A 23,481-nucleotide genomic window follows, 5' to 3' on the forward strand; every position below is an offset into this window, starting at 1 on the left:
GGCACGCACCCAGCTCGGGTGCGTGCCCTCGTCGCGTGAAGACTTCGTTGCGGTGAGCGGAACGAAGTCTTCACGCGCGCACCGACCGACGCCCGGGCGCACGTCCCGTGATCTCGTGTGCGCTGGGTGCCTCACGCCCGGTAGCGTCCGCGGCGTGAGCCACGGCCCCGACGACGAGATCCTCCTGCCCGGCGGGAACGTCGGCGGGGCCGTCCGCGTCGGTGACACGGTGCGGCGGCCGACCGGCCCGTGGACGCCCGCGGTGCACGAGCTGCTGGACTTCCTCGCGGCCGCCGGGCTCCCCCGCATCCCGCGCGTGCTCGGCATCGACGACCGCGGCCGGGAGATCCTCACGTTCCTGCCGGGACGGGTGCTCGACATCGGGCGGGAGACGCTGAGCGACGCGCAGGTCCGGTCGGCGATGCACTGGCTGCGGGACTACCACGCGGCCGTCGCGGACTTCCCCCGGGACAGTCGACGGTGGCGGTTCGTCGAGCGCGCCCTCGCGCCCGGCGAGATCGTGTGCCACCACGACAGCGCGATGTACAACATGACGTTCGACGGCGACGAGCTGGCCGGGGTGTTCGACTGGGACGTCGCCGGACCAGGGATCCCGCTGGACGACGTCGCGATGTTCGCGTGGAACAGCGCCGTCCTGTTCCCCGACGCCCCCGCGGACGAGGTCGCCCACGTGCTGCGGACCATCGCCGACGGCTACCGCGGGCTCGACCCGCACGCCGTGCTCGACCACGTCGTCATCCGCATGACCGACGCGGCGAACCGCATCGCGGCCGCCCAGCTGGCGGGCGACCCCGGCATGCTCCGGCTGGGCGAGGCCGGCGAGCCGGCGAGCACCCGCGCACGCCTGGCGGTACTGGCCGCGCGGCTCCCGGACCTGCACGCCGCGCTGGACGCCACGGGCTGACCTCTCAGACCGCGGCTGCCTTCGCGGCCTTGCCCGGCGGCTCGACGTACGGCGGGTCCGCGGTCCAGGCGGCCGCGATCAGCATGATCCGGGCGATCAGGTTGACCCACACCAGCAGCGTGACCAGCACGGCGACCGAGGTGAACAGCGGGTTCTTGCTCACGCTGCCCGCCACGACGGTCGTGCCGAGCGTCCGCACGATCCCGAGGCCGGTCGCCGCGATCGCCGATCCCCGCAGCAGGTCCGGCCACGGGGGGTTCTCCCCGGCCAGCACCCGGACCACCAGCATGAAGAGCGCGGCGTCGATCACGAAGGCGACGGCGATGCCGAGCGTCCGCAGCACCAGCGTCGTCAGGCCGCTCCAGCCGAGGGCGTCGAGGAGCCAGGACGCGACCGTCCCGACGCCCGTCGTGAGGATCGCCGACAGCAGCACCGCGAACGCCAGCCCGACGAAGCCGCCCAGGTCGCGGGCCTTGCCGAGCATCGGGTTGCCGGCGAGCTCGGACGCGAACATCGCCCGCACCGACCGGCGCAGGGCCGTCATCGCGGCGACCGCGCTGAGCAGGAGGACGACGACGGCGATGATGCCCGCGGCGGTCAGGCTGGTGGACAGCTCGAGGGTCGTCGGGTCGAGCGCGCCCTGGCCGTCCCCGGTGTCGAGGAGGTGGGGATAGGTGGTGTCGACCGCGTCCAGGACCCTCTCGCGCAGCTCGTCGTTGTCGCCCAGGACCGCGATGAACGCCGTGTAGCTGATGGTCAGCGCGGCGAACACCGAGAACAGGGCCGCATAGGCGATGCCTCCCGACAACACTCCGCCGCTGCGGCGCCGGAAGCGTGCGTTCGCGCGACCGGGTCGGGTGTGCTGCCACCAGGCGTACGCGGCCTTGGCGCGGGCGACGAGCGACGGCCGGGTCGCGGGTGAGGACCTGTCCGCCGCGACCGCGCCGCCGCGGGCCCGGGCCGCCCCGCTCGCGACCGCGGGGCTCGTCTCGTCGGCTGCCATGCGCTGACCCTAGGTGGGCCCGCGAGCCCGGTACAGGCGCCGAACCGGTGAGCAGCGCGTCAGGCGCTGGGGGCATCCGTCGTCGTCGGCCCGACGAAGGGCGGGTCGGCCGTCCACGCGGCGGCGAGCAGGGAGATGCGTGCGATGAGGTTGATCCAGACGAGCAGCGTGACGATGACCGCGACCGACGTGAACAACGGATTCTTGTTCACGCTGCCGGCGACCACGGTGGTGCCCAGGATCCGCACGATCCCGATGCCGACGCCGGCGATGACGGCCCCCCACCGCAGGTCGCGCCACGGGGGGCTCTCGCCCGCCAGCACCTTGACGATCAGCAGGAACGTCGCCGCGTCGATGACGAACGCGACCAGGATGCCGAGCGCCCGCAGCACCACGGTCGTCGACGAGCCCCACCCGAGCGCGTCGAGGATCCAGGACGCCGCCGTGGCCACGCTCGTGGTGAGCACGGCCGAGAGCAGGACGGCGAACGCCATGCCGACGAAGCCCCCGAGCTCGCGCGCCTTGCCGAGCACCGCGTTGCCGCCGCCCTCGGACGCGAACATCGCCCGCACGGCCGTCCGCAGGGCCGCCATCGCCGCGATCGCGCTGAGCAGCAGCACGACCACGGCGATGATCCCCGTGGCCGTGAGGCTGCCGCTGAGCACCAGCGAGTCGGGGTCGATCATCCCCGAGCCGTCACCGGTGTCGATCAGCCCGGGCAGCGAGGAGTTGATCGAGTCGAGCACCTTTGCGCGCAGCTCCTCGTTGTTGCCGAGGACCGCCATGAACACCGTGTACCCGATGGTCAGTGCCGCGAAGACCGAGAAGAGCGCGGCGTAGGCGATGCCGCCGGTGAGCACGCCGCCGCTGCGGGCGCCGAAGCGCGCGTTCGCCCGGGCGGGGCGGGTGTGCTTCCACCACTCGAGCAGGGCCTTCGCCCGCGTCACCAGCGACGGTCTCGTGCTCGGCCCCACGGGGTCGGGGGCGACGACGGTGGCGTGCGCGTGGGCCGCTCCCGCGCCGGCGGCCGCGCTCGTCTCGTCCCGGAGGGGGGTCTCGTCGGCCGTCATTCCCCGACACTAGGTCGCGGCGATGACCCCGGCATCTGCGGGCGAACCGGTGAGAGTGAAGTCACGCGCGGGCCGCCACACGCCGTCGTCGCCGTGCGCGTAGCTGTGGAAGCTGTCGACGACGAACGACGCGTCGAAGTCCGCCAGCCCCGCGAACGCCGCGTCGAGCTGGGCGTCGGGCACCTCGTGCGCGACGGTGACGTGCGGGTGGTAGACGAAGCGCAGCTCCTGCGCGAGCACCCCGGACCGGACGCTGCTCTCGAGCCCCTCGCACCCGGCGACACCCTCGGCCACCTGCACGAACACGACGGGCGAGACCGGTCGGAACGTCGCGGTGCCCCGCAGGCGGACGACGAAGGGCGCGTGCTGCTGCGCGATCGCCGCGAGGTGCTCGTCGACGGGCACGATCTCGTCGTGCTCGATCACCGTCGGACCCAGCAGGGTGATGTGCGGCGGGATGAAGTCCGCCCACGGGTCACCGAACTGCGCCCGGGCAGCCTGGAGCACCGAGCCGTAGGGCTCCGGGACCGTGATCGCGACGCCGATCCGGACCTGGTTGCCGGAGCGGCCCGGCAGCCTCACGCGCCGACCCGCGCGCGCGTCCGGCGCGGGAGGAGCCCACTGCGGTCGTAGAGGCGCTCCAGCGTGCCGGCGGCCAGCGCGCCCGCGCGGTCGGCACCGTCGGCCAGGATCTCGTCGAGCGACGCCGGGTCGGACAGGTAGCCGTGCACGCGGGCCTGGAACGGCGTGAGGAAGTCGACCACGACGTCCGCGAGGTCCTTCTTCAGGTCGCCGTAGCCCTTGCCCTCGTACTGCGCCTCGAGCGCGGGGATCTCGCGGCCCGTCAGCGCCGAGTAGATGGTCAGCAGGTTGGACACACCCGGCTTCGCCTCGGGGTCGAACCGGATCTCCCGCTCGGCGTCGGTGACCGCCGACTTGATCCGCTTGGCCACCACCTTGGGGTCGTCCAGCAGCTCGATCAGGCCGTTCGGGCTCTCGGCCGACTTGCTCATCTTGGCCGTCGGGTCCTGCAGGTCGTAGATCTTGGCGGTGGCCTTGACGATGTGCGGCTCGGGCACCACCACGGTGTCCGGCCCGAACCGGGAGTTCAGCCGCTGTGCGAGGTCCCGCGTGAGCTCGAGGTGCTGACGCTGGTCCTCACCGACCGGCACGAGGCTCGTGTCGTACAGCAGGATGTCGGCCGCCATGAGCACGGGGTAGGTGAACAGCCCGACCGTGGTGCCCTCGGTGCCGTGCTTCCCCGACTTGTCCTTGAACTGCGTCATCCGGTTGGCCTCGCCGAACCCGGTGTGGCACGACAGCAGCCACGCCAGCTCGGCGTGCTCGGGCACCTGCGACTGCACGAACAGGATCGACCGGTCCGGGTCCACGCCCGCCGCCAGGTACTGCGCCGCGGTCCTGCGGGTGCGGTCGCGCAGCACCCTCGGGTCCGGGCTCACGGTCAGCGCGTGCAGGTCGACCACGCAGTAGATCGCGTCGTGCTCCTCCTGCAGGGCGACCCACTGGGTCAGTGCGCCGAGGTAGTTGCCCAGCTGGAGGGAGTCGGACGTGGGCTGCATCCCGGAGAAGATGCGCGACTGCTGCGGCGCCAAGACCATCGGACCATTCTGTCAGGGCGGGAGGACCCGGCTCGCGGGTGCCGTCCCGGGGTGAGCGGAGGACGTGTTCTCGACCGGCGTCAGGTCGCCTCGTCGTCGTACGGGGTGGGTCTGGGCGGGCCTGCGGCCGCCGCGGCAGCGACCCCACCGGTCGCCGCACGGGCCGCCCCCGCCCCGGTCACCGGCCGGGTGGCCGGCGTGCTCACGGGGCGGACCGGGTCGTCCTCGAGGAGGGCGTCGCGCACGATGCGGCGCGGGTCGTACTTGCGCGGGTCGAGCGCCGACCAGTCGACGTCGCCGACCTCGTCGCCCAGCTCCTCGTCGACGCGAGCCTTGGCGTCCCGGATGAAGGACCGGGCCTTGCGGACCCACAGGCCCAGCTGTTCCGCATAGCCCGGGAGCCGCTCGGGGCCGATGACGAGCGCGGCGACGACGAGCAGCACGAGCAGCTCTCCGCCGTTGATCCCGAACACCGGGTCAGAGTACCTCCCGCCCCTGAGGGACCGGGGGCCGAGCCGGACGTCACTCCGTGGGCGACTCGTCGAGCTTGACGCGGACGTCGCGCTCGCTGGACCCGCTGCGCACGTGCAGCACGATCGTCTCGCCCGGGGTCCGCGCGCGGATGGCCACGATGAGCTCGTCCGGGTCGGTCACCGGGCGGCCGTCGATCGCCAGGATCACGTCGCCGGGGTGGATGCCGGCCCGGTCGGCTGGGCCGTCCGCGGTGATGGGGGCCTGCCCGGACTGGGAGTCGGAGGAGACCTGCACGCCCTCGCCGCTGTACCGCTGGTCCAACAGCACGCCGATGATCGGGTACGTGGCGTGACCGGTCTCGATGAGCTGGTCGGACGTGCGGCGCACCTGGTTGGAGGGGATGGCGAACCCGAGCCCGATGCTCCCGCCGACCAGCGCCGTCGAGCCCGGGGGCTGCGCGATCGCCGAGTTGATGCCGATGACCTCGCCCGCCGCGTTGACCAGCGGACCGCCGGAGTTGCCCGGGTTGATCGCGGCGTCGGTCTGGATCGCGTTGATGAAGGCCGTGTCGCTCGAGTCGGTCGACTCCCCCGCCGAGACCGGCCGGTTGAGCGCGCTGACGATGCCGGTGGTCACGGTGCCGGCCAGCCCGAGGGGCGCGCCGACCGCCACGACGGCGTCCCCGACCACGACGGCGTCGGAGTCACCGAGCAGCAGCGGGGTCAGTCCGTCGACGTCGACCTTGAGGACCGCCAGGTCGTAGTCGGCCGTGCTGCCGACGATCGTCGCCGCCTGCTCGCTGCCGTCGACGAACGTGACGGTGATCGTGGTCGACGCCGCTTCCTTCGCCTGCGCGATCACGTGGTTGTTGGTGACCAGGTAGCCGTCGCCCCGCAGCACGAAGCCGGACCCGGTGGCGCTGCCCTGCGGCCCGTCGACCTGGATCGACACGACGCTCGGCAGCACGCCGGCCGCGATCCCCGCCACCGAGTCGGGGGCGCGCTCGATCGTGCCGGCGCCCGCGGCGGCCACCGGCAGGCCGGCGTCGGCGAGGTGGTCGTCCTTGGTCGCTCGTGCGCCGATGACGCCGCCGACCACGCCCGCGACGAGCGCGAGCACGACGAGCGGGGCCACCCACGCGACCGACAGGGTGCGGCGGCGCTTGCGGTGCAGCACGACCGTGTGCGGCACCGCGGCCGAGCCGTGCGGCTGCTCCGGGCCCGTCGGCGGGGTCGTGAACGGGACGCCTTGCCACTGGCCGGCGCCGGTGGGCTGCTGTCCCTGCTGGGGCGCGTGCCCGTACGGGCTCGGCGACCCGTGCTGGGTCGCGGGACCGGCCGGGTTCGGCGGGGCGTACGGCGGTGGCGGGGTGTACGGCGACGGGGGCGCGAACGGGGACGACGGCGGCGTGTAGTGCGGCGCGGAGCCGTGCGGGACGGACCAGTGCTCGCCGGGCGCCCGCAGCGGGGCCGCGGCGGCGCGCGGGTCGGCCGGCACGGGCGTCGCGCCGGGGACGACCGCGACCGGTGCGGCGGCGGTCTCGGTGGCGGGCGTCGGCTCCTGCTGCGCCCAGACCGGCCACACGGGCCCCGGTGCGGGTGCGCCCGGGTCGACCGGCGGCGTCACGGCGTCATGGGCGGGCGGTCCGGGGACGGGCTCGGCAGAAGCCGCGGCCGTCGGTCCGGCAGGCTCGGCAGGCGGTCCGGCCGGAGACTCCGCCGGTGCGTCCGGCGTCGGCGGCAGCTCGCGGCGGCCGGACGGAGAGGCGAACGGACTCGTCGGACCCGCGTCGGACGGACGGTCGGGAGCGGGTACCGCAGCCGGCTGCGCGTCGTCGTCGGGGGTCCTCATGGCCGTTCGAGCGCTCCTGTCACGGTGTCCCAGCCCCGCGTGATCCGCGCAGGCACGCCGTCGTCGAAGGCGCCGCCCGGAAAGGCTCCCACAAGTGTCGCGGCGTCGTCGGACGACTGCGAGCCGACCACCTGGACCACCGTCGAGTCGGCCTGCCACACGACGTGCCACGGCTCGTACGACAGGACGTAGACCTCGCGACCGCCCACCTCACCGGTCGGCGCGCCCGCGAGCGCGGTCGTGTCGAGGCGGCCCTGCTGCTCGGTCACCACGAGAGAGGTGCCGTCGGGGCCGAGCACGTCGACCTCGAGCACGGTGGAGTCGTCGCCGGCCCAGCGGACCGCCGTCACGGACCAGCCCTGCGGCAGCTGCTGCGGGAAGGACCACTCGTGCGCGCGCAGCCACGACGTGGTCTCGGTGCCGGTCCCGGACTGCGCGGAGCCGTCCGTCACGACGGGCCAGGCGGTCGTGTCGATCGACCCCGCCTGCGTCGCCGGGTCGGCCGTGACGGCCTGGCCGAGCAGGCCGAGGTCGACGCCGGGGTGCACCGTGGGGACGACGTCGGGGCGCTCGCCGAGCACGAAGAGCATCGCGGCGACCGCACCGAGGCCCGCCATCGAGCCGGCCGCGATCCGCACCGACGAGCGTCGCTGCCCGACGTCACCGCGCAGCGACGACCCGGACCGCCAGCCGCGGGAGCCCAGGCCCCCGCTGGCGACACCGTAGGACGCGAGCTCGTCGCGGGACTGCCGGGCCGGCGGCGCGAACGGGTCCCCGGCGAACGGCTCGGCGCTCCCCGCCAGCGAGAGGAGCCGGGCCGTGAGGTCGGCCGTCGGCGCGACCTCGTCGGCGGACGCCAGCGCCCGGCGGGCCGCGCGGAACGCGGCGAGCTCGGCGGAGCACCCGGGGCAGACGGCGACGTGGGCGAGGGCCCGCTCGGTGTCCGCCACCGAGAGCTGCCCGTCGACCAGCGCGCTGATCCGCGACCCGAGGTGGCTCATCCGAGGACCGTCAGCGGGGAGTCGTCGGCGGAGGTACCGGCGAGGGCGCCGGGAGCGCGGTGCTCCAGTGAGACACGCAGCCGGGCGCGGGCGCGGTGGATGCGGGAACGGACGGTGCCCAGCTTGATGCCGAGCGTCACCGCGATCTCCTCGTAGGAGAGGCCCTCGATGTCGCAGAGGACGACGGCGGCCCGGTACTCGGGCGGCAGGTCGTCGAGGGCCTTCTGGATGTCGAGGTCCAGGTTGCCGTGCTCGAACGCGCGCTCCGGGGCGCTCAGCTGGTCACCGGAGGCGTAGCGCTCGGCGTCCTCTCCCATGGCGTCCATGCGGATGCGCTGGCGGCGGCGGGCCTGGTCGAGGAAGAGGTTGGTGGTGATCCGGTGCAGCCAGCCCTCGAACGTGCCGGGCGTGTAGGAGTGCAACGACCGGAACACGCGGACGAACGTCTCCTGCGTGAGGTCCTCGGCGTCGTACTTGTTGCCGGTGAGGCGGTACGCGAGCCGGTAGACCCGAGCGGAGTGGTCCCGGACGATCTCCTCCCATGACGGTGCCTGCCAGGCGGCGGGCTGCGTGGTCATGGGGTCGGTCTCCTCGGTACGTGCCATCAGTGCTCCAGTGTCCCAGGTGGAACTGTGAGCCTCGAACCGTAGGAACGCGTCCAGCGGGCGAGAAGTTCCGCCGTCAGCGGAGCCGACCGCCTCCCGCGTCCATCGCGACCCCGCGACTACGCTGGCGGACGACCGTTGCAGCACCCCGTCATCCCGCCCCAGGAGGCAGCTATCTCCACCGACAAGGCCCAGAGCTGGGTCTACTGCGAGGAGTTCCTGCCGGAGGACGACATCCTGCTGCGGGCCCGCGAACGAGCCGCCCAGCTCGGCTGCACCCCCGTCCTGCCCGGATCCGGCGCCGCACTGAGCGTCCTCGCGGCGGCCGTCGCGGCCCGCGCGGTCGTCGAGATCGGTACCGGCGCAGGCGTCGGCTCCCTCTACCTGCTGCGCGGCATGCCGGCCGACGGCGTGCTGACCACCATCGACCTCGAGGTCGAGCACCAGCGCGCCGCCAAGGAGGCGTTCGTCGAGGAGGGCGTCAAGCCCACCCGCACGCGCACCATCTCGGGCCGCGCCCTCGACGTCGTCCCCCGCCTCACGGACGGCGGCTACGACCTGGTGTTCGTCGACGCCGACAAGGAGAGCTACCCCGGCTACGTCGAGCAGGCCGTGCGCCTGCTCCGCCCCGGCGGAGTCCTCGCCGTCGACAACGCCCTCTGGCACGACCGGGTCGCCGACCCCGCCCGCCGCGACGAGACCACGACGACCATCCGCGAGGTCGGCCGCATCGTCCGGGCCGACGACCGCCTGCTGCCCGCCCTCCTGCCCACGGGCGACGGCCTGCTGGTCGCGGTCAAGCGCTGAGGCCTGCGACCGCCCGGGAGGCGTCCGACGTCAGCTGCTGAACGCCAGGGACGCCGACAGGTCCCGGTGTGCGTCGATCTGACCCTGGACGGTCGTGAGGTTGGTCTCGACCCCGGCCATCGCGTCGGCGCCCGCGACGAAGCGCAGCGGCAGCTCGCCGGAGTCGGACAGCGTGACCAACGCCTGTGCCAGCCGGGCCGGGTCGCCGCCCTGCTGACCGTTCATCGCCTGCCACGCCGCGATCGTCGACGTGGTGCGCTCGGCGTAGTCCTCGATGTCCAGCTCGGGCCAGATCGTCGACGCGCCCTCGACCAGCAGCTCGGTGCGGAAGAACCCGGGCTCGACGGCCATCGTCGAGATCCCGTACGGGGCGACGTCGAACCGCAGGGACTCCATCCACCCCTCGAGCGCGAACTTCGACGCGGCATAGGCGGCGCAGAACTCCTGACCGACCAGGCCCGCGGTCGAGGTGATCGTGATGACCTGGCCGGAGCGCTGAGCCCTCAGGACCGGCAGGACCGCTCGGGTGACGTTGAGCGGCCCGAAGAAGTTGGTCTCCATCTGCGCGCGGAGCTGCTCGGGGCTGATGTTCTCGAAGTAGCCGGCGTAGAAGTTGCCGGCGTTGTTCACCAGCACGTCGATGCTGCCGAACCGGCCGAGCGCTGCCGCCACCGCCGCCTCGGCCGCAGCCGGGTCCGTGATGTCCAGCGCGACGGCGAGCAGGTTGTCGTGCGGGCCGATCGCGCTCTCCACCTGCTGCGGATCCCGACCCGTCGCCACCACCGCGTGCCCTGCGGCCAGGGCGGCCCGCGCGATGTCCACGCCCAGCCCACGACCCGCACCGGTCACCATCCAGACCTGCTCGCTCATGCTCGTGCCTCTCGATCTCGACTCGGGTTCGCCGCCCCGTGGCGGCACGTCTGCCATGCAACCCGTCGGGCGGAGGTCGGAGAAGTCTCTGCTGGAAGGTGTACCGGCAGCCCACCCCACGCCCCTCGACCGAGATCTACCGTGGCGGCGTGGACAACCGCGACGAGGTCAAGGACTTCCTGAGCACCCGCCGGGCCCGGCTCACCCCCGAGCGCGCAGGCCTGACCGCGTTCAGCACCAATCGGCGCGTCCCTGGCCTCAAGCGGAGCGAGGTGGCCGACCTTGCCGGGGTCAGTGTCGAGTACTACGCCCAGCTCGAGCGTGGCAACCTCGCCGGCGTCTCCGACAGCGTGCTGGACTCCCTCGCCCGCGCCCTGCAGCTCGACGAGGCCGAACGGACCCACCTGGCCGACCTCGCCCGCGAGGCCGGCCCCGGCACCCGACAGCGCCGCACGCGGGCATCCGGCCAGGTCCGGCCGGGCGTGCAGCGCCTGCTCGACCTGATGGGCGAGACCGTGCCGGTCATCGTCAACAACGGCCGCCTCGACCTGGTCGGAGCGAACGCGCTGGGCCGCGCGCTGTTCGCACCGGTCTCCGCAACGCCGCGACCGCCCGGCAGCCCCGCGAACCACGCGCGGTTCACGTTCCTGGACGACCGCGCCCGCGACTTCTGGATCGACTGGGAGCGCGCGGCAACGACACCGTCTCCCAGCTGCGCACCGAGGCCGGGTGCGACCCCTACGACCGCTCGCTCACCGACCTCGTCGGCGAGCTGAGCACCCGGAGCCCGGGGTTCCGGACCCGTTGGGCCGCCCACGACGTCCGCCTGCACCGAACCGGCCGGAAGCACGTCCGGCACCCCGTCGTCGGGGAGCTGCACCTGGACTTCGAGGTGCTGGACCTCCCGGCCGACCCCGGACTGTCGATGATCACCTTCACCAGTCCCGCGGGATCACCTGACGAGGACGCCCTGCGAGTGCTCGCGAGCTGGGCGGCAACGGCCGGCGAGTCGGCACCAGGGGCCCGGCAGGCGTAGGCGCACGCGTCAGCGAGTGGCCCCGCGGTACGGCCGGAAGAAGTCGCGCAGCTCCTGGGCGTAGAGCTCGGGCTCCTCGAACGGCGCGAAGTGCCCGCCGCGCGGCGGCTCGGTCACACGCTGGGCGTTCGTCGTGCGGTCGAGCCACGCCCGCGGCGGACGCAGGACGTCGCCGGCGAACAGCGAGAAGCCGGACGACACCTCGACGCGCCGGGCCAGCTGAGCCCGCGGGATCAGGCTGTTGGCGCGGTACATCCGCAGCGACGAGGCGATCGTGCCCGTGAGCCAGTAGATCGTGATGTTCGTGAGGATCTCGTCCTTGGTGAAGCTGCGCTCGACGTCGCCGGCGCAGTCGCTCCAGGCACGCAGCTTCTCGACGATCCACGAGGCGAGCCCGGCCGGCGAGTCGGTCAGGCCGACGGCCAGCGTCTGCGGCTTCGTGCGGTGGATCGCGCCGTACGCGCCCTCGGCGACGCCCCAGGCCGCGGCGTCGTCGAGCCACGCGCGCTCCTCGGGGGCGAGCTCCGCCGGGTCACCGCCGAACACCGGGACACCGGCGTCCGTGCGGTGCACCCCGACGACCCGGTCGGGATGGTCGAGCGCGAGGTAGCGGCTGACGTGGCTGCCCATGTCCCCGCCCGCCGCCCCGAACCGCTCGTAGCCGAGCACGCTCATGAGCTGCGCCCACAGCCCCGCGACGGCGACCGTGTCGAGCGGCGGACCCGTCGGGCGGTCGGAGTAGCCGTAGCCCGGCATGTCCGGCACGACCACGTCGAACGCGTCGGCAGGGTCGGCGCCGTGCGCTCCGGGGTCGGTCAGGAGCGGGACCACCTTGGTGTAGCGCCAGAAGGAGTCGGGCCAGCCGTGGCTCAGCACCAGGGGCAGCACGGGACCGCTCGGCGCGACCGCTCGGGCGTGCACGTAGTGGATCCCGAGCCCGCCGAGCCCCACCCGGAAGTGCGGCAGCCGGGCAAGCTCGGCCTCCTGCGCCGACCAGTCGAACTCGTCCGTCCAATAGGCCACGAGCCCGCGGAGGTAGTCGACGTCGGTCCCGATCGACCACCCGGCGTCCTCGGGCGCGTCCGGCCAGCGGGTCGCAAGCAGCCGGGCACGCAGGTCCGCGATCGCCCCGGCGGCGGTCTGCAGGCGGAAGGGCTCGGGGCGGGGCAGCGCGTCCGGCATGAGTCTCACCCTAGGAGCGGACGTGCCGCGGGTCACCTGCGGACGTGCGTCAGCGCAGCTCGTCCAGGTAGCGCAGCAGCAGCCGGGCGCCGAAGCCGGTCGCACCCTCGGTGACCTCGTGCTTGTCCGCGGTCGCGCGGGCCGGGCCCGCGATGTCGAGGTGGGCCCACCGGCGTGACCCGACGAAGTGCCGCAGGAACAGCGCCGCGGTGATCGACCCGCCGCCGATGTGCTTGTCCACGGGCACGTGCCGCAGGTCCGCGACGTCGGAGCGCACGGCCTCCTCGTACTCCTCGACCAGCGGCATCTGCCACGCCAGCTCGCCCGAGGCGTCCGCGGCCGCGAGCAGCGCGGAGACCAGGTCGTCGTCGGCGGAGTAGAGGGCCGCGTGCTGCTTGCCCAGGCCCAGGGTGGCGGCGCCGGTCAGGGTGGCGACGTCGATGAGCACGTCGGGGTCGAGGGTGGCGTCCGCCCAGGCCAGCGCGTCGGCCAGGACCAGTCGGCCCTCGGCGTCGGTGTTGGCGATCTCGACGGTGGTGCCGCCCCACATCGTCAGCACGTCGCCGGGCCGGTACGAGGCACCCCCGAAGTGGTTCTCGGCGAGCGGCAGCACCGCGGTGACGCGGTGGGCGACGCCCGCGGCGGCCGCGCCGAGCACGGTGGCCAGCGCGACGGCGGCACCGGTCATGTCCGTCTTCATGGGCACCATGCCCTCGCGCGGCTTGATCGAGATGCCGCCCGTGTCGAACGTGATGCCCTTGCCGACGACGACGACGTGCTTGCCGCCCGCGGTCGAGGGTGTGTACGAGACGGTGACGAGGCGGGGGGTCGACGCCGATCCGGCGCCGACGGCAAGGATGCCGCCGAACCCCTCGGCCGCGAGCTCGCGGGTGCCGCGGACGGTGACCTCGAGGCCGGCCTTCGTCGCCAGGCGCTTGGCCTGGTCCGCGAGCCACGCCGGCGTCTTCGTGCTGGACGGCGTGGTGGCCAGGTCCCGGACCAGCCACGTCGCCGTGGCAGCCGTGCGGCCCTCGGTGACGGCGGCCGCCGCGCGGGTGCCGTCGCGGCCGAGCAGCACGAGCCCGGCGGCGTCCGTCGGCCGGGACGGCTCGGCGGCGCTGGGCGGGACGTACGCGGCGAGCAGGTAGCCCTCCGCGACGGCCCGGGCGGCCGTGGCGGCGGCGGACGCGTCCTGGTAGGCCTCCGCGCCGACCGTGGTGACCACCTGTCGCAGACCCCGCGACGAGCGCGCGAGCGCGGCGCCGGCCCGGCGCAGGTCCGCGGGCTGCCCGCTCCCGACACCGACCAGGACGAGCCGCGGGGGCAGCCCGGCCCACGGCAGCGTGACCGACGAGCCGACCGGCCGGGGCAGCTGGAGGACGTAGATCTCCCCCGCCGCGCCGGTCAGCCGTGCGCGCTCGCCGATCTCGGCCAGGTCGACGCCGTAACGTGCCGCGGCCTCGGCCGTGCCTTCGAGCGGGCGCAGCGCGTCGTCACCCGCGCGCGCGGGAGCGACAGGGACCGCGACCGCGTCCGTCGAACCGTCGGTCAGCAGCGTCGTGGTCGCGACGCTGCCGCCGGAGACGCTCACCGCGGGCGGTGTCCGCCCGATCGATGAACGAGTGCGGGTGCGTGCCATCGTCAGCTGACGACGGACGTCAGGGCCTCACCCAGCTCCGCGGCCTCGGTCGCGTTGAGCTCGACCACCAGCCGTCCACCGCCCTCGAGCGGGACGCGCATCACGATGCCGCGCCCCTCCTTCGTGACCTCGAGCGGGCCGTCACCGGTCCTCGGCTTCATCGCGGCCATGCGGGGCCTCTCCTTCAGCTCGTGCGTCCGGTGCGCGGTTCGTGGGAGCGCTTTTCACGCACCGCACGTCGGCCTCGTCTACCGGTTGTCCGCGGTCCATCCTAGTTCACCCGAGGCCCCTCACCTGTCCGGATGCCGGTCAGGCCCACCGATCGGACGTACGTCCAGTCCGACGGGACCGGTCACGGTGGCCAGTCGGCGACCGGGTTGGCCTGCCACATCTGCCGGACCCACAGCACCTGCAGCCCGAGCATGAGCACGACGATCACACCGAACCACCAGCGACGCCCGGCCGGCGGGCGGGTGACGACGCCGGCCGTCACCGCGGCGAGCGGGAACGCCAGCAGCAGGAACCGGGCGAGGCTGCTGCCGGGCTCGACCACGGCGGCGATGTAGACGACGTAGGCGGCGGCCCAGGTGTGCAGCTCGTTGCCCAGGCGCCAGGCGGCGGGGACGACGAGGACCGCGATCACCAGCGCGAACCCGAGGCCGACGACGAGCCACGCCCGCGAGCCGAACCAGAAGGCCGGCACGTAGGTCCAGCCGCCGAACGGCGCCACCTCCCGGACCCCGCGCCAGGCCTCCTGCGTCTGTAGGTACCCGTCGGGCACGCCCGTGACCCAGCCGCAGATCGCCGGCCACAGGAACCCGGAGGCCGCGGCCAGGGCGGCCAGGCCCGCGAGCCCGACGCCGGTGACCCAGGTGAACGTGTCGGTGCCGCGGCGCGCGTTCCACCAGCGGACGGCGGCGTGCACCACCACGACGGCCGCCATCGGCAGCGCGACCGCGCGCGTGAACCCGAGGGCGACGACGAGCACCGCCATCCACCAGTAGTCGCGGCGCAGGAGAAGCAGCAGGGCGCCGGCGATGAGCAGCAGCGCGAGCGCCTCGGTGTAGGCGGTCTGCAGCACGGCCGCCGTCGGGAAGACGCTGACCAGCACGACGGTCGCCAGCGGCAGGCCCGGGCGGGCGGCAACCGCGCGCGGTGCACCGCGGACCACCGTCTGGTGGATGACCAGCACCGCGCCGGCGCCGAGGACGGTCGCCAGCAGGGGCGCGACGACCTCCCACGGACCGCCTGTGATCTGCATGAGCCCCCGCGCGAACATGGGGAACAGCGGGAAGAACGCCCACGCGTTCTGCTGCACCAGCCCGTCGGCACCGCGCGGCAGCTCGGCCGGGTACCCGTTCTCGGCGACGTTGCGGTACCAGGAGCCGTCGAACATGAACCCGACGTACGGGAAGTACCCGGGGTGCGGGCCGGTCCAGGAGTTCTGGCCCTGGACCGTCGCCACCCACAGGAAGACGACCGTGGTGAACAGCCGGGCCGCCGCGTAGACCGCGAGCACCTGGACCCACCAGGGCCGGCTCGCCGCCCACGCCCACGCGCCCGACGCGGGCTGCGCGGCGGCCGACGACTCGACCTCCTGCACCTCGCTCACGCGAGCCCCCTCACCGTCCGGGCGGGGGGACGGTCCCCGCGGATGGTGGCGACCATATCGAGGGTGCGCCGGGTCGCGCGTACGTCGTGCGCCCGGAACACCCGGGCACCCAGCCATGCGGCGACGGCCGTGGCGGCCAGCGTGCCCTCCAGGCGCTCCTCGGCGGGCAGGTCGAGCGACTCCCCGACGAAGTCCTTGCGCGAGAACGCCATCAGCACCGGGTACCCGAGGGCCACGAGGGCCTCGGTCCGGCGCACCAGCTCCAGCGAGTGCCACGTGTTCTTGCCGAAGTCGTGCGTCGGGTCCACCAGCACGCTCGCCGGGTCGATGCCGAGCGAGACGGCCCGCTGCGCGGCGGTGGACAGGGTCCGGACGACGTCCTCCAGCACGCCGCCGGGGTACTCCACGCGGAACGGGTCCGTGCGAGGTCGGGCGCCGCCGGTGTGCGAGCAGACGATCCCGAGCCGCCGCTCGGCGGCGACCTCCATGAGCACGGGGTCGTGGCCGGCCCAGGTGTCGTTGATGAGGTCCGCGCCCTCGTCGGCAGCCGCTCGCGCGACCTCGGCGCGCCACGTGTCCACGCTGATCAACAGGTCCGGGAACCGCGCCCGCACGCGTCTGACCAGCGGGATCACGCGGGTGATCTCCTCGTCGACCTCCACCCGGGGGCCACGTCCTGCCCGCACGCCGCCGAGGTCGACGATGTCCGCGCCCTCGTCGACGGCCCGCGCGACCGCGTCGTCGGCCGCCGCGTCGTCGTACCGCGCCGGGGCGTAGAACGAGTCCGGGGTCCGGTTGACCACCGCCATGACGACCGGCCGGTGCGGACCGAGCTCGCGCCCGCCGAGCCGCAGGACCGCCCCGGCCGGGGGCGTCGTCACCGGGCCTCGGCGGCCTGCTGGGCGCGGGCGGTCTCGACGGCGGCCGCCTCCTCCTCCGCGCGCAGCTGGGCACCGCGCTCGAGCACCACGGAGACGGCCTCCTCGGCGGTGTCGACGACCTTGAGCAGCTCGAGGTCGGCCGACGAGATCATGCCGCGCTCGAGCACGGCGGTGCCGATCCAGTCGATCAGGCCCTGCCAGTAGTCGCGGCCGACCAGCACGATCGGGAAGCCGATCACCTTGTGCGTCTGCACCAGGGTGAGCGCCTCGAACAGCTCGTCGAAGGTCCCGAACCCGCCGGGCATCACCACGAAGCCCTCGGAGTACTTCACGAACATCGTCTTGCGCGTGAAGAAGTACCGGAAGTTCACGCCGAGGTCGACGTAGTCGTTGACGCCCTGCTCGAACGGCAGCTCGATGCCCAGCCCGACCGACAGGCCGCCGGCCTCCCGGGCACCCTTGTTCGCGGCCTCCATGATCCCCGGGCCGCCGCCGGTGATGACCGCGTACCCGGCCTCGACCAGGCGCCGGCCCACCTCGACACCGACCCCGTACTCGGCGTGGTCCGCCGGCACGCGCGCGGACCCGAACACGCTGACCGCGGGACCGACCTCCGCGAGCGCCCCGAAGCCTTCGACGAACTCGCTCTGGATGCGCAGGACGCGCCACGGGTCGCCGTGCAGCCAGTCCGCACCGTCCGTGCCGCTGAGCAGCCGCTGGTCCGAGGTGGTGGTGGGGATCTGATCCCCGCGCAGCAGGACAGGCCCCTTGCGGTAGCCGTGGCCGGGGGCGGACAGACCGTCGTCGCTCATGGCCCGACTCTAGGTCGACCGGGCGCGCGCGGCGCCCATGTCGCCGGGTGGACGCACACCGTTCATCTCAGGCGGTCAGCCACGCTCGCAGGGCCGCGTGCGCGGCGGTGATCTGGTCGACGGGGCAGCGCTCGTCCTGCTTGTGCGCCAGCAGCGGGTCGCCGGGCCCGAAGTTGACCGCCGGCACCCCGAGCTCGGAGAACCGGGCGACGTCCGTCCAGCCGTACTTCGCCGCCGGCTCGCCGCCGGTGACGGCCAGGACGGCGCGCGCGAAGTCCTGCGCCGTCGGGTCGTCGAGCCCGGGGCGGGCGCCGGGGGCGGCGTCGACGAGCACGACGTCGTACCCGTCGAAGAGCTCGCGCACGTGCTGGGTCGCCTGCTCGACGGTGGCCGACGGTGCGAACCGGTAGTTCACCGTGACGACACAGCCGTCCGGGATGACGTTGGTCGCGGTGCCTCCCGAGATGAGCACGGCGTTGAGGCTCTCGCGATAGACCAGCCCGTCGACCTCCACCGACGCGGGCTCGTACGCCTCGAGCCGGCGCAGGACCTCGCCGGCCGCGTGCACCGCGTTGCGGCCCATCCACGCCCGGGCCGAGTGCGCCGCCACACCCTCGAGCCGCACCTCGACCCGCAGGGTGCCGTTGCAGCCGCCCTCGAGGCCGCCGTTGGTCGGCTCGCACAGCACCGCGAAGTCGCCCACCACCCAGTCGGGGTGGTGGCGGACCAGCCGGCCGAGCCCGTTGAGGTCGGCGGCGACCTCCTCGTGGTCGTAGAACACCCACGTGACGTCGTACGTCGGGTCCGTCAGCTCGGCCGCGAGCGCGAGCTGCACGGCGACGCCGGCCTTCATGTCGACGGTGCCGCGGCCCCACAGCACGTCCCCGACCAGCCGCGTCGGCAGGTTGTCGACGATCGGCACCGTGTCCAGGTGGCCCGCGATCACGATGCGCCGCGCCCGGCCCAGGTTCGTCCGCGCGACCACCGCGTCGCCGTCCCGGAGCACCTCCAGGTGCGGGTACTCGCGCAGCGCGGCCTCGACGGCGTCGGCGATCGCCCGCTCGTCGCCGCTCTCCGACGGCAGGTCGCACAGCGCGCGCGTGAGGGAGACCGGATCGGATCGGAGGTCGAGACTGTCCACGCGCAGACCCTAGCCCGCCCGCCGGTTGACCTAGGGTTGTCGCCATGACTTCACGGACGGCCTGGGGTTTCGGCCTGGCCACGGTGACCGACGACGGCACCACGCTCGACGTCTGGTACCCGTCACCGGCCCTCGGATCGCCCGCCGACGACGCCACGGCCCCGGCGGAGCTGACCGCCGCCGAGCGGGTCGACGAGGCCCGCGGCGTCCGCATCCAGGTGGTCCTCACGGTCACCGACCTGGACGCCCCGCTGACGGACACCGCCGACGCCTACCTGCGGCTCCACCTGCTCTCGCACCGCCTGATTCAGCCCCACGGCCAGAACCTCGAGGGCCTGTTCGGCGTGCTGCCCAACGTCGTGTGGACCGACCGCGGACCGTGCGCCGTCGAGGGCTTCGAGGAGACCCGCGGGCGCCTGCGCGCCACCACCGGCGTCCCGGTGACCGTGCTCAGCGTCGACAAGTTCCCGCGGATGGTCGACTACGTGCTGCCCTCGGGGGTCCGCATCGCCGACGCCGACCGCGTCCGGCTCGGCGCGCACCTCGCGGCCGGCACCACGGTGATGCACGAGGGCTTCGTCAACTTCAACGCCGGCACGCTCGGCACGTCGATGGTCGAGGGCCGCGTCTCGGCCGGCGTCGTCGTCGGCGACGGGTCGGACATCGGCGGCGGTGCCTCGATCATGGGCACCCTGTCCGGCGGCGGGCGCGAGGTCGTGTCCATCGGCCGGCGCACGCTGCTGGGCGCCAACGCCGGGGTCGGCATCCCGCTCGGCGACGACTGCGTGGTCGAGGCCGGGCTCTACGTCACGGCCGGTACCAAGGTCGCCCTGGTCGGCTTCGAGGACTCGCCGCGCGTGGTCAAGGCCCGCGAGCTGGCCGGCCGCGACGGCGTGCTGTTCCGCCGCAACTCCCTGACCGGCGGCGTCGAGGCAGTCGCGCGCGCCGGCTCGGGCGTGCAGCTCAACGCCACGCTGCACGCCAACGAGTGAACGCTCGACGTCGCAGGCGCGCGCGGCGGGCCGGCTGCGCAGTCGTCCTCGTCCTCGCCGTGCTGGTCGCGGGGATCGCCGGCGTCGTCGTCGCGCTCAACCGCTCGCACCCCGCACCACCCGCGGCCGAGCGGTGCTTCGCGCAGCTCGACGGCACGCAGTGGTCGCTGACCCCTGACCAGGCGCAGAACGCCGCCGTCATCGCCGCGATCGGCGTCCAGAGGGGTCTTCCCGCGCGGGCCGTGACGATCGCGCTGGCCACCGCCCTGCAGGAGTCCAAGCTCACCAACGTGGCGCACGGCGACCGCGACTCGCTCGGGCTGTTCCAGCAGCGGCCGTCGCAGGGCTGGGGCACCGAGGAGCAGGTGCAGGACCCCGTGTACGCGACCGGGCGGTTCTACGACGGGCTGGTCACGATCGACGGGTACGAGAACCTGCCGATCACCGAGGCCGCGCAGGCCGTGCAGCGCTCCGGCTTCCCCGAGGCGTACGCGCAGCACGAGACCCGGGCCCGGGCCTGGGCGTCGGCGCTCACCGGCTGGTCCCCCGCGACCCTGACCTGCCGGCTCCACGACGCCGACCCCGCCGCCGCGTCCGCCGACGCCGTCGCGGCCCGCGTGCAGCGCGACCTCGGTCCGCTGCGTGTCACCCCGGACGCGGACGGCTCCCTGGTCATCGACACCACCGCGCTCGGCGGCGACGCCGACCGGACCCGGCTCGACTGGGCGGTCGCGCAGTGGGCCGTCGCCGTCGCGCAGCCGTTGCAGCTGACGTCCGTGGCCGTGGCCGACCAGGTCTGGGACCGCGAGTCGGGCACGTGGCGGCCCGCAACCGGCCCGCCGATCCCCGCGGGGACCGTGCGGGTCACGCTCGCCGACCAGCCTGCGTCCAGCTCCTCGTAGTCAGCGGGCGTCGACCGCGGAGGCGGTCAGCGGGCGTCGGAGGCGATCAGCGGGCGTCGACGTCCACGTAGTCGCGCTCTGTCGCCCCCGTGTAGATCTGCCGCGGGCGGCCGATCTTCGTCTGCGGGTCGGTCATCATCTCGCGCCACTGCGCGATCCAGCCGGGCATGCGGCCCAGCGCGAACAGGGGCGTGAACATCTCGTCGGAGAAGCCCATCGCCTTGTAGATGAGGCCGGTGTAGAAGTCGACGTTCGGGTACAGCTTGCGCGAGATGAAGTAGTCGTCGGAGAGGGCGATCTCCTCCAGGCCCATCGCGAGGTCGAGCAGCTCGTCGTTGTGGCCGAGGGCCTCGAGGACGGCGTCGGCGCTCTTCTTCACGATGGCCGCGCGGGGGTCGTAGTTTTTGTAGACGCGGTGCCCGAAGCCCATGAGGCGGACGCCGGGCTCCTTGTTCTTCACGCGCTTCATGAAGTCGGTCGCGTCGCCGCCGTTGGCCTGGATCTCCGTGAGCATCTTCAGCACGGCCTCGTTGGCGCCACCGTGCAGCGGGCCGGACAGCGCGTTGATGCCGGCGGCCACGGACGCGTAGAGGTTGGCGTGGCTGGAGCCGACGATGCGGACGGTCGACGTCGAGCAGTTCTGCTCGTGGTCGGCGTGCAGGATCAGCAGCTGGTCGAGGGCCGCGACGACCTTCGGGTCCGGGTCGTACTGCTGGTACGGGACCGCGAACGTCATGCGCAGGAAGTCCTCGACGTACCCGCGCGAGTAGTCCGGGTACAGCAGCGGCTCGCCCTTGGACGCCCGGTGGACGTACGACGTGATGGTCCGCGTCTTGGCCAGGATCAGCACGGTGGCCAGCTCGACCGTCTCGGGGTCGAACGGGTCCAGCGACTCCGGGTAGAACGTGGAGAGCGCGTTGATGGCCGACGACATCACGGCCATCGGGTGCGCGTTGCGCGGGAACGTCCCCATGAACGTGCGGAAGTCCTCGTGCACCAGCGTGTGGCGGTTGACCCGCTCCTCGAACGCCTCGAGCTCCGCCGCCGTCGGCAGCGCGCCGTGGATCAGCAGGTACGCGACCTCGAGGAACGTGGAGTGCTCGGCCAGCTGCTCGATGGGGTACCCGCGGTAGCGCAGGATGCCCTCGTCGCCGTCGATGTAGGTGATCTGCGACTCGCAGGACGCGGTGTTCATGAAGCCGGGGTCGACCGTGACCATGCCGGTGTCGCGCAGCAGCGAGGACACGACGAGGCCGTCGTTGCCCTCGGACGCGGTCACGATGGGCAGATCCTTCGACTGTCCGTCGACGATCAGCTGGACCCGCGCGGTGACGACGTCCGACATGGTGTTCCTCTCCTGCGACTCCCGGCCTGACGGGGATGTCCCGCGCGACCGGTGCGTCGGCGTCTGTGCGTGCTGGCCCGCCGGGACCTGCGCGTGCGTGCCCCCGTTGGCGTGGATCGACGGTACCTGCGCGGAACGTTCCGTGACCAATCCTCGACAAGACGTTGGGACTGGTGTGACCACCATCACAGGTGGGCGATCATGCCCCTGACAGCCTGGCAGCGGCCTCGGCGATCCGCTCGTCGGGCGCCGTCAGCGCCACGCGCACGTGCTCGGCGTCCCCGTAGAACGCGCCGGGCGCGACGAGGATCCCGAGCCCCGCCAGGTCCGCGACCGTGGCCCAGCTGTCCTGGCCGCCGGCCTCGGGGCGGACCCAGAGGTACAGACCGGCGTGGGAGCGGTCGACGGCGTAGCCCGCGCTCTCGAACGCCGCGCGCAGGACCCGACGACGGCGCGCGTAGACGGCCCGCTGCGTCGCGACGTGCTCGTCGTCGGCGAGCGCTGCCGTCGTGGCCGCCTGCACGGGGCCGGGCACGATCATGCCGGCGTGCTTGCGGACCTCCAGCAGCTGCGCCACCAGCGCCGGGTCGCCCGCGACGAACGCCGACCGGTAGCCGGCGAGGTTCGACTGCTTGGACAGCGAGTAGACGGCGAGCAGGCCGGTGAGGTCACCGCCGGTGACGCGCGGGTCCAGGATGCTGGGCACGCCGGTCGACGCCCACGGCTCGTCCCAGGCCAGCTCGGCGTAGCACTCGTCGGACGCGACCACCACGGGCTGGGCCGACGACCGCGCCGCGTCGACGACCGCGCGGAGCTGGTCGACGCTCAGCACCGACCCGTCGGGGTTGCCCGGGGAGTTCAGCCACACGAGCCGGATGTCGGAGGTGCCTTCGAGGCGTCGCGCCGGGTCGTCGGTCGGCTCGGGCGTCGCACCCGCCAGGCGCGCGCCGACGTCGTACGTCGGGTAGGCGGCTGACGGGTGCAGGACCACGTCACCGGCGCCGAGGCCGAGCAGCGACGGCAGGAACGCGACCAGCTCCTTGGACCCGACCGTCGGCAGCACGGCCGCCGGGTCGAGGCCGCGGACGCCGCGCCGGCGGGCGAACCAGTCGACCACCGCCCGGCGCAGCGCGGGCGTGCCGTGCGTCGTCGGGTAGCCGGGCGAGTCCGCGGCGTCGGCCAGCGCCTGGCGCACGACGTCGGGCGTGGGGTCCACGGGCGTGCCGACGGAGAGGTCGACGATGCCGCCCGGGTACGCGCGAGCGCGGTCGGCGAACGGGGTCAGCGTGTCCCAGGGAAAGTCCGGCAGGGCGCCGGTCAGCAGGCCCATCGGGCGTGCGTCACTCGCCGTGCACGCGCAGCGGCAGCGTCGCGATGATCGGGTGGTCCTTGTCGATCTCACCCATCTTCGCGGCACCACCAGGCGAGCCGAGGTCGTCGAAGAACTCGACGTTCGCCTTGTAGTACTCGGTCCACTGCTCCGGGACGTCGTCCTCGTAGTAGATGGCCTCGACCGGGCAGACCGGCTCGCAGGCGCCGCAGTCCACGCACTCGTCCGGGTGGATGTACAGCGACCGCTTGCCCTCGTAGATGCAGTCCACGGGACATTCCTCGATGCACGCCTTGTCCTTGACGTCCACACAAGGCTCGGCGATCACATACGTCACGGTCGGTCCTCCACAGGCCAGGGGTGCTCCTAGTATCGCTCACATGC

General features: G+C 73.5%; 23 protein-coding genes and 1 pseudogene. 5 read left to right on the top strand and 19 right to left on the bottom strand.

Annotated features, from left to right (window positions below):
- Positions 1-154: 154 nt before the first annotated feature.
- Positions 155-925, top strand: coding sequence for a phosphotransferase (locus AC1DWH_RS05415; RefSeq protein ID WP_477092810.1), 771 nt, complete (start codon positions 155-157; stop codon positions 923-925).
- A 4-nt stretch (positions 926-929) separates the two neighbouring features.
- On the opposite strand, the gene AC1DWH_RS05420 is transcribed toward AC1DWH_RS05415, so the two are convergent.
- From AC1DWH_RS05420 to sigE, 8 genes are all read right to left on the bottom strand, one after another.
- Positions 930-1,928 (bottom strand): YihY/virulence factor BrkB family protein, encoded by a 999-nt coding sequence (locus tag AC1DWH_RS05420; protein ID WP_477092811.1) that lies wholly within the window; start codon positions 1,926-1,928, stop codon positions 930-932.
- Positions 1,929-1,987: 59 nt separating this feature from the next.
- On the bottom strand, positions 1,988-2,998 hold the full coding sequence (locus tag AC1DWH_RS05425; RefSeq protein WP_477092812.1) for a YihY/virulence factor BrkB family protein: 1,011 nt from the start codon (positions 2,996-2,998) through the stop codon (positions 1,988-1,990).
- Between the two features lie 9 nt (positions 2,999-3,007).
- Positions 3,008-3,580, bottom strand: a complete 573-nt coding sequence (locus tag AC1DWH_RS05430; RefSeq protein WP_477092813.1) for a 2'-5' RNA ligase family protein — start codon at positions 3,578-3,580, stop codon at positions 3,008-3,010.
- On the bottom strand, positions 3,577-4,617 hold the full coding sequence (gene trpS, locus AC1DWH_RS05435) for a tryptophan--tRNA ligase (RefSeq protein ID WP_456844119.1): 1,041 nt from the start codon (positions 4,615-4,617) through the stop codon (positions 3,577-3,579). Before trpS ends, AC1DWH_RS05430 begins: the two co-directional genes overlap by 4 nt.
- 80 nt (positions 4,618-4,697) lie before the next feature.
- A complete protein-coding gene (locus AC1DWH_RS05440) occupies positions 4,698-5,090 on the bottom strand; it encodes a twin-arginine translocase TatA/TatE family subunit (RefSeq protein ID WP_477092814.1) in 393 nt (130 codons plus the stop codon).
- Positions 5,091-5,139: 49 nt separating this feature from the next.
- Entirely contained in the window at positions 5,140-6,717 is a 1,578-nt protein-coding gene (locus tag AC1DWH_RS05445; RefSeq protein ID WP_477092815.1) for a S1C family serine protease, read from the bottom strand.
- A 221-nt stretch (positions 6,718-6,938) separates the two neighbouring features.
- Positions 6,939-7,943 carry a zf-HC2 domain-containing protein gene (locus AC1DWH_RS05450; protein ID WP_477092816.1) on the bottom strand — a complete coding sequence of 335 codons (1,005 nt, stop codon included), beginning with the start codon at positions 7,941-7,943 and terminating at the stop codon, positions 6,939-6,941.
- A complete protein-coding gene (gene sigE / locus AC1DWH_RS05455) occupies positions 7,940-8,521 on the bottom strand; it encodes an RNA polymerase sigma factor SigE (protein ID WP_456847094.1) in 582 nt (193 codons plus the stop codon). Before sigE ends, AC1DWH_RS05450 begins: the two co-directional genes overlap by 4 nt.
- 201 nt (positions 8,522-8,722) lie before the next feature.
- Between sigE and AC1DWH_RS05460 the strand changes: the two genes are divergently transcribed.
- Positions 8,723-9,355: an O-methyltransferase gene (locus AC1DWH_RS05460; RefSeq protein ID WP_456847093.1), complete on the top strand. Its 633-nt coding sequence runs from the start codon at positions 8,723-8,725 to the stop codon at positions 9,353-9,355.
- A gap of 30 nt (positions 9,356-9,385) precedes the next feature.
- Here AC1DWH_RS05460 and AC1DWH_RS05465 read toward each other — a convergent pair whose 3' ends face one another.
- Entirely contained in the window at positions 9,386-10,225 is an 840-nt protein-coding gene (locus AC1DWH_RS05465; protein ID WP_477092817.1) for an SDR family oxidoreductase, read from the bottom strand.
- A 149-nt stretch (positions 10,226-10,374) separates the two neighbouring features.
- Between AC1DWH_RS05465 and AC1DWH_RS05470 the strand changes: the two are divergent.
- Positions 10,375-11,261 (top strand): annotated as a pseudogene (locus tag AC1DWH_RS05470) (helix-turn-helix domain-containing protein).
- A gap of 9 nt (positions 11,262-11,270) precedes the next feature.
- On the opposite strand, the gene AC1DWH_RS05475 reads toward AC1DWH_RS05470, so the two are convergent.
- The 7 genes from AC1DWH_RS05475 to dapE form a co-directional block, all read right to left on the bottom strand.
- A complete protein-coding gene (locus tag AC1DWH_RS05475; protein ID WP_477092818.1) occupies positions 11,271-12,443 on the bottom strand; it encodes an epoxide hydrolase family protein in 1,173 nt (390 codons plus the stop codon).
- Positions 12,444-12,492: 49 nt separating this feature from the next.
- Positions 12,493-14,082 (bottom strand): leucyl aminopeptidase family protein, encoded by a 1,590-nt coding sequence (locus AC1DWH_RS05480; RefSeq protein ID WP_477092819.1) that lies wholly within the window; start codon positions 14,080-14,082, stop codon positions 12,493-12,495.
- A 2-nt stretch (positions 14,083-14,084) separates the two neighbouring features.
- Positions 14,085-14,252, bottom strand: a complete 168-nt coding sequence (locus AC1DWH_RS05485; RefSeq protein ID WP_013772033.1) for a DUF3117 domain-containing protein — start codon at positions 14,250-14,252, stop codon at positions 14,085-14,087.
- A 182-nt stretch (positions 14,253-14,434) separates the two neighbouring features.
- On the bottom strand, positions 14,435-15,694 hold the full coding sequence (locus AC1DWH_RS05490; protein ID WP_477092820.1) for a hypothetical protein: 1,260 nt from the start codon (positions 15,692-15,694) through the stop codon (positions 14,435-14,437).
- On the bottom strand, positions 15,691-16,575 hold the full coding sequence (gene folP, locus AC1DWH_RS05495) for a dihydropteroate synthase (RefSeq protein ID WP_477092821.1): 885 nt from the start codon (positions 16,573-16,575) through the stop codon (positions 15,691-15,693). Before folP ends, AC1DWH_RS05490 begins: the two co-directional genes overlap by 4 nt.
- Entirely contained in the window at positions 16,572-17,387 is an 816-nt protein-coding gene (locus AC1DWH_RS05500) for an LOG family protein (protein ID WP_477092822.1), read from the bottom strand. Before AC1DWH_RS05500 ends, folP begins: the two co-directional genes overlap by 4 nt.
- A gap of 67 nt (positions 17,388-17,454) precedes the next feature.
- Positions 17,455-18,528 carry a succinyl-diaminopimelate desuccinylase gene (gene dapE, locus AC1DWH_RS05505; protein ID WP_477092823.1) on the bottom strand — a complete coding sequence of 358 codons (1,074 nt, stop codon included), beginning with the start codon at positions 18,526-18,528 and terminating at the stop codon, positions 17,455-17,457.
- A 44-nt stretch (positions 18,529-18,572) separates the two neighbouring features.
- Here dapE and dapD point away from each other — a divergent pair, with 44 nt between their 5' ends.
- Positions 18,573-19,520 (top strand): 2,3,4,5-tetrahydropyridine-2,6-dicarboxylate N-succinyltransferase, encoded by a 948-nt coding sequence (gene dapD / locus AC1DWH_RS05510; protein WP_477092824.1) that lies wholly within the window; start codon positions 18,573-18,575, stop codon positions 19,518-19,520.
- On the top strand, positions 19,517-20,422 hold the full coding sequence (locus AC1DWH_RS05515) for a hypothetical protein (RefSeq protein WP_477092825.1): 906 nt from the start codon (positions 19,517-19,519) through the stop codon (positions 20,420-20,422). The genes dapD and AC1DWH_RS05515 overlap by 4 nt, the downstream gene beginning before the upstream one ends.
- A gap of 46 nt (positions 20,423-20,468) precedes the next feature.
- Here the strand turns inward: AC1DWH_RS05515 and AC1DWH_RS05520 are convergent, their stop codons facing one another.
- From AC1DWH_RS05520 to fdxA, 3 genes are all read right to left on the bottom strand, one after another.
- Positions 20,469-21,767: a citrate synthase gene (locus AC1DWH_RS05520; protein WP_456846581.1), complete on the bottom strand. Its 1,299-nt coding sequence runs from the start codon at positions 21,765-21,767 to the stop codon at positions 20,469-20,471.
- A gap of 199 nt (positions 21,768-21,966) precedes the next feature.
- Entirely contained in the window at positions 21,967-23,097 is a 1,131-nt protein-coding gene (dapC, locus tag AC1DWH_RS05525) for a succinyldiaminopimelate transaminase (RefSeq protein ID WP_477092826.1), read from the bottom strand.
- A gap of 10 nt (positions 23,098-23,107) precedes the next feature.
- The gene (gene fdxA / locus AC1DWH_RS05530) at positions 23,108-23,434 is read right to left on the bottom strand and encodes a ferredoxin (protein ID WP_426594590.1); all 327 of its coding nucleotides are present in this window, start codon (positions 23,432-23,434) and stop codon (positions 23,108-23,110) included.
- Positions 23,435-23,481 lie beyond the last annotated feature (47 nt).

This window comes from Cellulomonas sp. P2_F12, assembly GCF_056403775.1.

What these genes read in the sequence shown, in the direction of transcription:
- sigE (WP_456847094.1), bottom strand. Translation starts at nt 8,521, where the DNA reads ATGACCACGCAGCCCGCCGCCTGGCAGGCACCGTCATGGGAGGAGATC.
- AC1DWH_RS05450 (WP_477092816.1), bottom strand. Translation starts at nt 7,943, where the DNA reads ATGAGCCACCTCGGGTCGCGGATCAGCGCGCTGGTCGACGGGCAGCTC.
- AC1DWH_RS05475 (WP_477092818.1), bottom strand. Translation starts at nt 12,443, where the DNA reads ATGCCGGACGCGCTGCCCCGCCCCGAGCCCTTCCGCCTGCAGACCGCC.
- trpS (WP_456844119.1), bottom strand. Translation starts at nt 4,617, where the DNA reads ATGGTCTTGGCGCCGCAGCAGTCGCGCATCTTCTCCGGGATGCAGCCC.
- AC1DWH_RS05500 (WP_477092822.1), bottom strand. Translation starts at nt 17,387, where the DNA reads ATGAGCGACGACGGTCTGTCCGCCCCCGGCCACGGCTACCGCAAGGGG.
- AC1DWH_RS05485 (WP_013772033.1), bottom strand. Translation starts at nt 14,252, where the DNA reads ATGGCCGCGATGAAGCCGAGGACCGGTGACGGCCCGCTCGAGGTCACG.
- AC1DWH_RS05465 (WP_477092817.1), bottom strand. Translation starts at nt 10,225, where the DNA reads ATGAGCGAGCAGGTCTGGATGGTGACCGGTGCGGGTCGTGGGCTGGGC.
- AC1DWH_RS05420 (WP_477092811.1), bottom strand. Translation starts at nt 1,928, where the DNA reads ATGGCAGCCGACGAGACGAGCCCCGCGGTCGCGAGCGGGGCGGCCCGG.
- AC1DWH_RS05425 (WP_477092812.1), bottom strand. Translation starts at nt 2,998, where the DNA reads ATGACGGCCGACGAGACCCCCCTCCGGGACGAGACGAGCGCGGCCGCC.
- AC1DWH_RS05520 (WP_456846581.1), bottom strand. Translation starts at nt 21,767, where the DNA reads ATGTCGGACGTCGTCACCGCGCGGGTCCAGCTGATCGTCGACGGACAG.
- dapC (WP_477092826.1), bottom strand. Translation starts at nt 23,097, where the DNA reads ATGGGCCTGCTGACCGGCGCCCTGCCGGACTTTCCCTGGGACACGCTG.
- dapD (WP_477092824.1), top strand. Translation starts at nt 18,573, where the DNA reads ATGACTTCACGGACGGCCTGGGGTTTCGGCCTGGCCACGGTGACCGAC.
- AC1DWH_RS05480 (WP_477092819.1), bottom strand. Translation starts at nt 14,082, where the DNA reads ATGGCACGCACCCGCACTCGTTCATCGATCGGGCGGACACCGCCCGCG.